Source organism: Streptomyces lushanensis (assembly GCF_001700515.1).
Classification (GTDB): domain Bacteria; phylum Actinomycetota; class Actinomycetes; order Streptomycetales; family Streptomycetaceae; genus Streptomyces; species Streptomyces lushanensis.
The window spans coordinates 1-11,776 of the sequence record NZ_MAUD01000213.1; the positions used below are offsets into that span (position 1 = coordinate 1).

The 11,776-nt window shown below is 73.6% G+C and carries 10 protein-coding genes; 9 read left to right on the forward strand and 1 reads right to left on the reverse strand.

Features of this window, described 5'->3' with window-relative positions; all coding sequences use genetic code 11:
* The 8 genes from BFF77_RS18690 to BFF77_RS18725 form a co-directional block, all read left to right on the forward strand.
* On the forward strand, window positions 1-339 hold a 339-nt coding region (locus tag BFF77_RS18690), incomplete at its 5' end, for an aldo/keto reductase (protein ID WP_141698461.1).
* 223 nt (window positions 340-562) lie between these two features.
* Window positions 563-2,014, forward strand: coding sequence for an acyl-CoA synthetase (locus tag BFF77_RS18695; RefSeq protein ID WP_066951049.1), 1,452 nt, complete (start codon window positions 563-565; stop codon window positions 2,012-2,014).
* Window positions 2,007-3,350, forward strand: coding sequence for a carboxyl transferase domain-containing protein (locus BFF77_RS18700; protein WP_066951051.1), 1,344 nt, complete (start codon window positions 2,007-2,009; stop codon window positions 3,348-3,350). The genes BFF77_RS18695 and BFF77_RS18700 overlap by 8 nt, the downstream gene beginning before the upstream one ends.
* 294 nt (window positions 3,351-3,644) lie before the next feature.
* Window positions 3,645-4,352: a hypothetical protein gene (locus tag BFF77_RS18705; protein WP_141698462.1), complete on the forward strand. Its 708-nt coding sequence runs from the start codon at window positions 3,645-3,647 to the stop codon at window positions 4,350-4,352.
* Between the two features lie 119 nt (window positions 4,353-4,471).
* Complete coding sequence (locus tag BFF77_RS18710; RefSeq protein ID WP_079125280.1) at window positions 4,472-6,664, forward strand: sensor histidine kinase; 2,193 nt, start codon at window positions 4,472-4,474, stop codon at window positions 6,662-6,664.
* Complete coding sequence (locus BFF77_RS18715; protein ID WP_107422186.1) at window positions 6,657-7,478, forward strand: response regulator; 822 nt, start codon at window positions 6,657-6,659, stop codon at window positions 7,476-7,478. The genes BFF77_RS18710 and BFF77_RS18715 overlap by 8 nt, the downstream gene beginning before the upstream one ends.
* Before the next feature lie 152 nt (window positions 7,479-7,630).
* Window positions 7,631-8,596 (forward strand): DUF2510 domain-containing protein, encoded by a 966-nt coding sequence (locus BFF77_RS18720; RefSeq protein WP_066951056.1) that lies wholly within the window; start codon window positions 7,631-7,633, stop codon window positions 8,594-8,596.
* Window positions 8,597-9,244: 648 nt separating this feature from the next.
* Window positions 9,245-10,723: a UDP-N-acetylmuramoyl-L-alanyl-D-glutamate--2,6-diaminopimelate ligase gene (locus BFF77_RS18725; RefSeq protein WP_066951059.1), complete on the forward strand. Its 1,479-nt coding sequence runs from the start codon at window positions 9,245-9,247 to the stop codon at window positions 10,721-10,723.
* A 57-nt stretch (window positions 10,724-10,780) separates the two neighbouring features.
* Here BFF77_RS18725 and BFF77_RS18730 read toward each other — a convergent pair whose 3' ends face one another.
* Window positions 10,781-11,326, reverse strand: a complete 546-nt coding sequence (locus BFF77_RS18730; protein WP_079125282.1) for a cupin domain-containing protein — start codon at window positions 11,324-11,326, stop codon at window positions 10,781-10,783.
* Between the two features lie 253 nt (window positions 11,327-11,579).
* Here BFF77_RS18730 and BFF77_RS37780 point away from each other — a divergent pair, with 253 nt between their 5' ends.
* Entirely contained in the window at window positions 11,580-11,708 is a 129-nt protein-coding gene (locus tag BFF77_RS37780) for a hypothetical protein (protein WP_281196546.1), read from the forward strand.
* Window positions 11,709-11,776: the final 68 nt, after the last annotated feature.

The following is an 11,776-nucleotide window of genomic DNA, read 5'->3' on the forward strand; positions in this document are numbered from 1 at the left end:
ATCGAACTGCACCCCGGACTCCAGCAGGCGCGGCTGCGGGACTTCCACGCCCAGCACGACATCGCGACCGAGGCCTGGAGCCCGCTGGCGAAGGGCACGCTGCTCCAGGAGGAGGCGATCACCGAGATCGCCGGGCGGCACGAGAAGTCGCCCGCGCAGGTGGTGCTGCGCTGGCACATCCAGCTCGGCGACATCGCGATCCCCAAGTCCGTCACTCCCGCGCGCATCCGCGAGAACATGGATGTCTTCGACTTCGAACTCTCGCCCGGGGACATGGCCGCGATGGCCACGCTCGACCGCGGACTGCGCACGGGCCCGAACCCGGACACCTTCGGCTGAGGGCGGGCGCGGGGAGGACGCGGGCCGAGGGGCCGGCGGCGGCGCCCGCGGTCCGGCGGCGGGCCCCGGCGGCCCGCGACGCCGACCGTGGATGTTTCCTCCGGCGGTCGATGGTGTACGCAGGGATCGTGGCGGCGGTGGCAACCGCCGCCGTCCGGCCTGTACCGGTGGTACCAGGTTCCGGACGACCGGTCAGACCTGTCGACGCCAAGGAGAACGACGCGTGCCCCCTCTCTTCCCGGCCCTCGCCGCACGCGCGGAGCGGCCCGCCCTGCGGTTCGGCGACCGTACCCTCACCCATGCCGAACTGGCCGACGCGGCGGGCTCCCTGGCCGTCCGGATCGCCGGCGCGCGGCGGATCGCCGTCTGGGCCACACCCACCCTCGGGACGGCCGTCGGTGTGGTGGCGGGGCTGCTGGCCGCGGTCCCCGTCATACCGGTCAATCCGAGGAGCGGCGAGCGCGAACTGGCCCATGTCGTCTCGGACAGCGCCCCGGAACTGGTCGTCGCGGAACCGGGCGTGGTCCTCCCGCCGGCCCTCGCCGCGCTCGGCCGGGTGGATTCCACGGAACCGGGCGGCACGCCGCAGGGGGCGCCCGCCGGGCCGTTCCCCGAGCACGATCCCGAGGCACCCGCGCTGATCGTCTACACCTCGGGGACCACCGGGCCGCCGAAGGGCGCCGTCCTGCCGCGCCGCGCGCTCGTCGCCACCCTGGACGCGCTGGAGGACGCCTGGCGGTGGACCGCCGACGACGTCCTCGTCCACGCCCTGCCCCTGTTCCATGTGCACGGTCTGATCCTCGGCGTTCTCGGTCCGCTGCGGCGCGGCGGATCGGTGCGCCATCTCGGCAGGTTCGACCTCGACGGCGTCACCCGCGAACTGTCCTCGGGCGCCACGATGCTGTTCGGCGTACCGACGATGTACCACCGCATCGCCGAGGCGCTGCCCGGCGATCCCGCGCTCGCCGAGGCCCTGTCCGGCGCGCGGCTGCTGGTGTCCGGATCCGCCGCGCTGCCCGTCCACGACCACCGGCGGATCGTCGCGGCGACCGGACGCCGGGTCGTCGAGCGGTACGGCATGACGGAGACCCTGATGAACACCAGCGTGCGCGTGGACGGCGAGCCGCGCGCCGGTACGGTCGGGGTGCCGCTGCGCGGGGTCGAGCTGAGGCTGGTCGACGAGTCGGGCGGGGCGATCGAGGCGTACGACGGCGAGACGGTCGGCGAGATCCAGGTCCGTGGCGCGAACCTGTTCACGGAGTATCTGAACCGGCCCGACGCGACCGAGGCCGCCTTCACCGACGGCTGGTTCCGCACCGGGGACATGGCGATCCGCGACCCCGACGGCCATGTCCGGATCGTCGGCCGCAAGGCCACCGATCTGATCAAGAGCGGTGGTTACAAGATCGGCGCGGGCGAGATCGAGAACGCCCTGCTGGAGCATCCCGGGGTACGGGAGGCCGCCGTGACCGGCGAGCCCGACGCGGACCTCGGCGAGCGTATCGTCGCCTGGATCGTCCCGGCGCACGCCGAAGCGCCGCCGTCCGCCGGGGAGCTGGCGGACCATGTGGCCGCCCAGCTCGCCGCGCACAAGCGCCCGCGTACGGTGCGCTATCTGGACGCCCTGCCGCGCAACGACATGGGAAAGATCATGAAGCGGGCGCTCCATGACTGAGCGGCCGAGCGCGCGCGAGGCGCTCGCCGCCGTCGTCGACGAGCGCACGTTCCTCGAACTTCCCACGCCGCGTGGCCGATCCGCGCCGGACGGACCGCTCGCCTGGGAAGGCTACGACGCGGCCCGCGCCCGAGCCGAGGAGCGCACCGGCGAGACGGAGTCCGTCGTCTGCGGCACCGGACGGATCGGCGCGACCGAAGCGGTGCTGATCTCCTTCGAGTTCAGCTTTCTGGGCGGATCGCTCGGCGAGCGCACGGGCGACCGGCTGGAGGCCGCGTACACCCACGCCCGGGAGCGGCGGCTGCCGGTCGTCTCACTGATCGCCACCGGCGGCAGCCGGATGCAGGAAGGGATGCGCGCGCTGCTCCAACTCCAGCGGGTGGCCCGGCAGTCCGCGCTCACCCGCGCGGCCGGACTGCCGCAGCTCGCGGTGGTGCGTGACCCGACCACCGGGGGCGGCTGGGCCACCCTGGGCGCGGGAGCCGACGTCGTACTGGCGCTGCCGGGAGCCCAGATCGGCTTCGCCGGATCCCGGGTGCGCCCCGCCGACGCCGACCCGTACGCCTACACGGCGGAGGCGCAGCTGGCGGCGGGCCATGTCGACGCGGTGGTACGCGAGGACGAGCTGCGCGCCACCGTCGGCCGCTGGGCGCGGCTGCTGACCGGAGCGGGCGGAGCCGGGGAGGCCGCGCCGCCGCCCGCGGGCCTGGGCGGCGGTGAGGCGCCCGTCTCCGGATGGGACGCGGTGACACGGGCCCGCGCCCCCGAACGCCCCCGCGCGGAAGCCTATGTGGAGGCGTACTTCACCGAGCGGGAGGCGATCGTCGGCGACCGCTGCGGGGGTACGGACCCCGGCATGCTCTGCGGCCTCGGCCGCCACGCGGGACGGACCGTCGCGTATGCCGCGCAGTGCGGCACGCCGACCCGCCCGGCCGGTTACCGTACCGCGGCCCGGCTGATCCGGCTCGCCGACCGGCTGGGCATCCCCGTGCTGACCCTGGTGGACACGCCAGGCGCGGCCAACGACGCCGAGGCGGAGCGCGGGGGAGCGGGCGGCGCCATCGCGGATCTCTTCGCGGCGATGGCCACCGCGCGGGTGCCGCTGACCACCCTGCTGATCGGCGAGGGCGGCTCCGGCGGGGCGCTCGCGCTGTCGGCGCCGGACAACACCTGGGCCACGCCCGACAGTTACTTCTCCGTCATCGCACCCGAACTGGCCACGGCGATCCTCAAGCGTCCCCCCGACCGGACGCGCGCGACGGCCGACCAGCTCCGGCTGCGGCCGGCGGATCTGGTGGCGCTCGGCGTCGTACGCGGGATCGTGCCGGTGGAGTAGCCGGGCCCGCGCGGCGGGCCCCGAGCGGGACCCGGCGTACGGCCCCCTCGCGCGGGCCCGGTGTCCCGCCCGGAAGGACGGGACACCGGGCTCATGCCGACGGGACACGGGGTGCGTCAGCCTGAGTCGCGCACGGGGATCCGGCCCAGGACCGGGCGGTCGCCTCTTCTCGGGGGAGAACGGGGGGGAACGGGGCACGGACCGCCGACGGGGATCGGGGGATGGCTGGTTCCCCGTGCGCAGGCAGGGCGCACGGCGTACGGGAGGACCCGTACGCCTCACCGAGGGGGAAGCATGGCTGTTCCACAGACAGGACCGACGGCGGGCCGGCGGCTCGGGACCGATCCGGTGCGGAGGCCCGCCGAGGGCCGTGGCTGGGCCTGGGGCGGTGTGCTCACCGCGCTCGCCGGGCTGCTCGTGATCGTGACCGCCGGGCCGCTCTATCCCTTCGACGAGGCGGACATCAGGGACAGCGCCCGGATGGTCGACCGGTTCGACGGCACCACCGCGTGGTGGGTCTTCGCCACCCAGATCGCCTTCACCGTCGCCGCGCTGGGCGCGGTCGTCTTCGCGGCCGGGCTGCGCCGCCGACTGGACCGGCAGTGCCCGGCGGGAAGTCTCGTGCCGTCGATCGCCGCTTCCGGGCTGCTGCTCGTCGCGGTGATGAGCCTGGTCGGCGCGGGCATGGGCACCGAGATGTTCCACGGCATCAACCAGCGCGACGCGACGGATCCCGACACGATCGTCTCCGGGATGACCCAACTGGGCACCTACGGCTGGCTGTGGTCCGGACTGCTGCTCACCGCGGGCGCCCTGGTCGTGGCCGCCTTCCGGCAGGGAGCGGTGAGCCGGTGGATCGGTGTGATCAGCGCCCTGTTCGGATTCCTGCTGCTGGTCACGCAGGTGACGCCCTTCCAGTACCTCGCGCTCTTCGTGGGCTTTCCCTATCTGCTGGCGCTGAGTGCCGCGTTCGCGTTCGGCCGGGCCCGTACGGCGGAGTGAGGACTTACGGCGGGACGCGCCCGTACGGGGGAGCAGGTCCCTACCGCGCGGCGGGCCCGGATCGGTGGGAGCGCGAGGAACAAAGTGACACCGGGGCGGCCGGCTGGGATCCTTGGTTCGTGGGGGACAAGGGGGATCCGGGCGCGTCGGCCCGGTGGAGGATCGACGGCGGGGGCCATCGTGCCGCCGCCGTCTGCGTGCTCGTCACGGCCTGGGGACTGGCCGCGACCGCGCTGGCGCTGATGGGGGTGGCGGACGCCCCCTGGACCCAGGACCAGTGGTTCTTCGTCGTCGACACGGTCGACGCGCTGGTGTACGGACTTGTCGCCGCGGTCGTCCTGTCCCGCCGGCAGCACCTGGTCGCCTGGCTGGTCGCGCTGACCGCGGTCGGCGGCGGGATCGCGGCGGTCACCGCCCAGGCGGTGGCGCTGTGGGCGCGCGACGCCGGTGAAGAGGCCGTGCCACCGCAGTGGGCGATCCTCCAGTCCACCGCGTGGGTGCCCGGCACGCTCTCGCTGATCCTCGTCGTCCCCCATCTGGTGTCGGGGCGGCGGCTGTCGTCGGCGGCCCGCTGGGCGCTCGGCGCGGGGACCGCGGTGATCGTCGCCGTACTGGCGCTCCGGCTGACCGATCCCTGGCCCTGGCCGGCCTACGGCGAGCCGTACGCCCCGCTCGCCGTGCGCAGTACGGCCTGGGCCCGGCTGACCGGGCCACTGAGCCAGATCCTGCTCGCGCTGATCGTGCTCCTCGGCCTCGGCGCCGCCGCCCACACGGGATGGCGGCGGATGCGCGATCCGGCCGCGCGGGGACTGGGCTGGCTGGCGATCGGTACGGCGCTCATCGCGGTGACGTTCCTTCCCCTGGTGCTGTGGCCGACCTCGCAGAGCACGGCCGTCCTGCTGTTCACCCCGTTCACCCATATCGCCTCGCAGGCCTTCTTCCCGGCCGCGGTGCTGGTCGCGGTTCTGCGGCAGCGGCTCTGGGGGCTGGATCTGGCGGTGAGCAGGACGCTGGTGTGGTCACTGCTCACCGGCATGCTGGTGGCCGGGTACTTCGTGACGGTGGCGGTGCTGGGACTGGTCCTGCCCGGTGAGGGCACCCTCGGCAAGGTGCTGGCGACCGCCGTGCCCGCCGTCGGGATCCAGCCCGCGAGAGGCTGGTTGCAGCGTCGGGTGGACCGGCTGGTGCACGGCGAGGCGGCGGCGCCCGCCCTCAGCCGGGTGGGACGTCATCTCGGCAGCGCGGCCGGTCCGGAGGAGGCGCTGACCGGCATGGCCGAGAGCGTCGCGGTCTCGTTCAACCTCGGCTCGGTACGGGTACTGGACGCCGGCGGCGAGGTGCTCGTCTCGATCCGGCGGGAGGAAGCTCCGCAGACCCCCGGGGCCGAACCCCCGGATGCCTCCGCCTCCGCCCCGCCGGTGCGCGAGACGCCTCTCGCCGTGCCCCTGGTCGTACGTCAGGAGAGCGCCGGAACGCTGCTGGTGACCGCGCGGCCCGGTGAACGCCTCGACCGCAGGGCCCGTTCGGCGCTGGAGGAGGTGGCGCCCGTCGTCGCCACGGCCGTCCACCTCGCCGCCGTCACCCGGGCGCTGCGCGAGTCGCGCGGCCGGCTGGCCGCCGCCAGGGACGACGAACGACGGGCCCTGCGTAGGGAGCTGCACGATCAGCTCGGCCCGGCCCTGGCCGGCATCGGGCTCGGCCTCGCGGCGGTGCGCAATCTTCTGCCCGACCGGGCGGACGCGGCCGACGCCCTGCTCGGCCGGCTCCGTACGGAAGTCGACGTACGGGTCGACGAGGTCCGTACGCTGGCCCGCGGACTGGTCCCGCCGGTCCTGGCCGAGCTGGGGCTCGTGGCGGCCCTGCGGGAGCTGGTGATGCGCTACGAGGCGGACGGCCTCGCCGTGGTCGTACGGGACGAGGCCGCCCGCGGGGACGACGGCGGCGGGTACGAGGACCGTGGGCGCCCGGCGCCCGCCGACCTACCCGCGAGGGTCGCCGGGGCGGTCTACGCGATCGTGGCCGAGGCGCTGCGGAACGTGTCACGGCACGCGGGTGCCAGGACCTGTGCGGTGGTTCTGACCCGGACCGGCTCGGGCGTGGACCGGGTACTGACCGTGGTGGTCGAGGACGACGGGCGCGGTATAGCGGCGGGCGCCAGACCCGGCGTCGGCCGTCAGTCGGTCCGGGAGCGGGCCGAGGAGGTCGGCGGAACGGTCGGATGGGAGCCGGGCGCCGGCGGTCGGGGGACCCGGCTGATCCTGCGCGTACCTCTCCGGGAGGAGATGACCGACGGAGTGGCCGGACATGCGTGATGAACGCGCGGACGCGCACGACGAACACGACGACCGCGACCGTGATCACGGCGTCCGCGCCGGCGGGCGCGGGCAGTCGGGCCGGGCGAGTACGGAGGAACGGGTGGACGCGACGGTGGACCGAGGGTCCGGATCGGGACGGCGGGACGGGGCCGACGGCGGCCTGCGGATCGTCGTCGTGGACGACCACCCCGTCTTCCGTATGGGCATGGCCGCCCTGCTCGGATCACTGCCCGGTGTGAGCGTGGTCGGTGAGGCGGAGACGCGGGACGAGGCGGTCGCCGCCGTCACCGCGCACGGACCCGATGTCGTGATCATGGACCTGCACCTCGGCGACGGAGCGCCCTCGGGAATCGAGGCCACCCGTGAGATCCTGCGGCTCCGGCCCGCGACGGCGGTCCTCGTGGTGACGATGCTGGACGACGACGACTCGGTCTTCGCCTCGATGCGGGCGGGCGCGCGCGGCTATCTCCTCAAGGGCGCCACGCCCGCCGAGATCGAGCGCGGCATACGCGCGGTCGCCCATGGCGAGGTGCTGCTCGGTCCCGCGGTGGCGTCACGGGCGATGGCCTATCTCACCGGGCTGCGGATGCCGGGCACCGCGCCGGTCGTGCTGCCCGAACTGACCGGGCGGGAGCGGGAGGTGCTGGATCTGGTGGCCAGAGGTCTGGACAATCTCGCCATCTCACGCCGGCTGGTGCTCAGCCCGAAGACCGTCCGCAACCATCTCTCCAACATCCTCACGAAACTTCAGGCGGCCAGCAGGGCGGAAGCGATCGTCCGGGCCAGGCAGGCGGGACTCGGCGGAGAGTGAGCCGAAGTGAGGAGAGTGAGCCGGGGTGACGGGAGCGGACCGGAGTGACGGGAGCGACCCGAAGGGCACCGGACCGGGACCGAGGGGAGCTCGGCGGGGATTCTCATGGGCCTCTCACCAGTCATTCAGACAATATGCTTAGGCTGAGAACCGTGACGTACACAACTCCGCCGGGCTGGTATCCGGATCCTGGGCACTCGGGCGACGGCCCCCAGCAGGAACGCTGGTGGGACGGTTCCGCCTGGACCGACGAACTCCGCGCCCCCTCCACCGCGGAGTGGGCGCCGCCGACCGCGCCCCCGTATCCCGGGTCGCCTCCCTACTATCCCGTGTCACCACCCCCCGGCCGGACGAACCGCGGCCGTCGGGCAGCCGTCGGTGTCATCGCCGTGGTCGTGGCGACGGCCATCGCGGGAGGGTTCTACCTGCTCGGCCGTGGCGGTGACGACAGCGCGCCGGTGCGCGCCCGCGACGTTCCTTCCGCCGCTCCCTCACTGCCCGGGCAGCGGACCCCGAACCCCGACGGGCCGGGCGGCCGGGGTGGCGGCGAGAGCGGTGGGCCCGGGATGCCGCAGACCGAGGACGGCTACGCCACCGACGCGGCCAGCGGGATCAGCATCCCGGTCCTGGACGGCTGGACCGGCGAGTCCGGAGTGGTCGGCGCCGGAGTGACGACCGGGAAGTACTCCTGTCCCGGGGACACGTCCCAGAGCTGTGTGCGGGGCGGAGTGTTCTCCGCTCCCGCCGCCGCGATGAAGATCGAGGCCACCACGGCCAAGGCCGCGGCGGAGAAGGACATCCAGGCCAACGCCGAGGAGTCCTACGGCGGCGAGATCTACGGAAAGATCTCCTCCCACGAGGAGCTGAGGTCCGAGGCGGTCACCGTCGCCGGACAGAAGGGTTATCTGGTGCGGTGGAAGGTCGTCACGAGCAAGGGCGACGACGGTTATGTGCAGTCCCTCGCCTTCAACTCGCCCTCGGCCTCGGGTCTGATGGTCGTCGTGCGCTCGGGCTTCGACATCAACGACAAGGCACCCGAGCTGTCCGTGATGGACGAGATCACCCAGGGCATCAAGGCCGCGGCGGGTGCGGGACGCGGCACCGGGCAGGGAGTCTGACCTCCTGAGCCTCGGGCCGACCGGGCCGGCGGCCGACGGCGGCGGATCGCCGTCCGCCGCCGTCCGCCGTGGTCGGCCAGGTCGCTTCCGCGCGGTGAGCGCTTTCGTATGACGTTCCAGGGCGGGTCGCCGTGTGCGGCCCGCCCTGCCGTGTGCGGTGACGCGGTACGGCGGGCCGGAGCGGCGTCCGTCCGGGCCCGTCGGCCGTACACTCCCCTCATGGGGTGTACACGTGCGGTGAGGGAGTGCCTGCGACAGGCTCCCTGCGCGCTGTGCTCGGCCGCCGTGGGCGCGCCGACCGGGGGGCCGGGTCCGGCGTCCGCCCCGGAGGCCGCCTGCCGCGCGCTGCACGGTCACGGCTAGCGCCCTTGCGCCGCTCGACCCGGCGACGGGCCGAGCCCGCTGAACCGGCCGCGTCGGGCCGTACGGGCCCGGTGGCCGCTCCCGGAGCCGGCCTCCTCGGCCGGCCCGTTCTCCGAACGCCGTGGCGGCCCCGCCCCTCAGGGCCGGTCCTCGGCGCCTTCATCACTCACCTCCGTCCCGCCCGTGGCACCTCCGTCCCACCCGTGTCATCCCCGCACCGCCCATGTCGCGATGCCCTGTTCCCGCCGAGCCGCGATTCCGCGCCGTACCTCCGAGAGGATCCCTGTGAAGTTGAGCGAGTTGCTCGCCGGGCACGACCACGAGACGCTGCGGGGGGATCCGGACACGGCGATCACCGCGGGCATCTGCTTCGACGCCCACCGGGTGGTGCCGGCCTCGCTGTACATCGCCGTGCCGGGCCACCGCGAAGGCGGTCCCGGGGCCATCGGCCCAGCCCTCGCGCGCGGCGCGGTGGCCGTACTGCTCGACGCGGCGGAACCGGAGCCCGAGGAATCGGTGTGGGCGCACACGGACGCGTGTGTCGTACGGGTACGGGACACCCGCGCGGTGGCGTCGGCCGTCGCCTCACGCTACTACGGAGATCCCGGGCAGGGCATGGACATGGTGGCCGTCACCGGCACCAACGGGAAGACCTCGGTGTCGTACATGGTCGAGTCCGTGCTGCGGCTCGCCGAGGGCGCGAGGGTCGGTGTCATCGGAACCGCCGGCAGCCGGATCGGCGACGAGGTGATCCCGATGCCCAGATCGGTCCTGACCACGCCGGAAGCGCCCGACTTCCAGTATCTGCTGGGATACATGCGCGACCGCGGGACCGGCACGGTGGTGCTGGAGGCCACCTCCATGGGCCTGTTGACGCACCGCGTGGACCATGCCTTCGCCGATGTCGGGGTCTTCACCAATCTGACGCAGGATCATCTGGACGACCACGGCACGATGGAGAACTACCGGGACGCCAAACTCCGGCTGTTCCAGGGGCTTTGCCGACGTGCCGTGGTCAACGCGGACGATCCGGTGGGCGCCGGGATCGGTGCGCTGATGCCCGGGGCCGTGACCACGTACGCCCTGGACGCCGAGGCGGACTACCGGGCGACCGATCTCACCATGGACGCGTTCGGCACGCGGTTCACCCTCCATCACGAGGGGCGCAAGTATCCGGCGGCGATCCCGGTGCCGGGCCGGTTCTCGGTCGCCAACGCCCTTGCCACGGTGGCCGCCTGCCATCTGCTCGGGCACGATCTGGACGGGCTGGTCGGCGCGCTGGACCGGATGCCGCCGGTTCCCGGGCGGTTCGAGCGCTTTGAGACGCCGGGAGGCACCGCCGTCATCGTCGACTACGCGCACTCGCCGGACTCGCTGGAGAAGGTGCTCTCCGCCATCAGGGACTTCGCCCCGGGCCGGGTCGTCACCGTCTTCGGGTGCGGCGGCGACCGTGACAGCACCAAGCGTGCGCGGATGGGGGAGATCGCCGGTACGTACTCCGACCTGGCCGTGCTCACCTCGGACAATCCGCGGAACGAGGACCCCGGGGCGATCATGGATCAGATCACTCCGGGCCTGCTGGCCGCGGGCTGCCGCTTCGAGCGGTTCGCCGACCGCCGCTCGGCCATCGCCTTCGCGCTGGCCGAGGCGGGCCGCGACGACATCGTCCTGCTCGCGGGCAAGGGCAGCGAGCCGTACCAGATCGTCGGCGAACGACTGCTGCCGTTCAGCGACATGGCGACGGTCCGCGAACTCGCCGGGTAGACGCGGACGGCGGCGGCCGGTTGTCCCACGGGCGGCGGGGCCGGCCGGGACGCGGTGTCAGTCGGCGTCCGGCGTGGCGTCCGGTTCGCCTCCTAGGACGTACAGTCCGGGCAGATTGACCACGATCGCCTCCTGCGTGCTGCGGGCGATCACGACGACGGCCTCCTCGTCGGCGCGGGGATTCTCCTCGCGGTGCGGAACGTACGGCGGTACGAAGACGTAGTCGCCCGGCGAGGTGCGGATCCTGATCTCCTCGGGCGCACCGCCGGAGTCGTCGAGGAACACGAACTCCGGGTGTCCCTCGATCACATGGATGGCCGTCTCGGAGGCGCCGTGATGATGGTCGGAGGACGCGGTGCCGGGCGCGACATGGGTCTGGCCCATCCAGATGCGCTCGGAGCCGACACTGCTTCCGCTGATCGCCGCGAAGCGCCGCATCCCGCCGGTCTGCGCGGTGTCGCCGTCGAGCGCGTCGGCCCGGACGTGGTGCAGCCGGGCGCGCGGGGGCAGCGCGCTCCCCGCCGTGGCGTCCTGGTCGCGGTCGTGGTCCGGCAGATCGGGATGGAACGCGTCGGGTCCGGTGGGCGGGGTGTGCGAGGCCATGGGGATCCTGCTCGTCGGGGCTGCGGACGGCGAGGTCCCGGGCCGGGGTGCGGCGAGGGCTCTGCCGAGGGCTCGGCGCCGACGCTAGAGAGCGCGGCGAATAGATGTCAAATGGGTCCGATCCGGATGCAGAGGCCCGCTGGTACGAGCGGTTCATCCGTGACGTCACCGTCCATGCGCACGCACCGTACGCGCGCCGGCCGCACCGGCTCACCCGTTGGAGCCGACCCGCGTCCCTCGCCGCCACGGCCGCGTGATCGCAGGGGTCCTGGTCGTCGGCGAGATCGAAGCGGGCGGTGGCCATGGCGAAGGTCCCGCCCCGGTCCACCACGACGGCGCCTTCGCCACGCCCGTACGCCTTCCCGCGCACATCCAGGAGTGATCTCCCTCCGGTCCGGATCACTGTTCGATCGACCGGAGTCCGGGGCCGAACCGGAACCGGAACCGGAA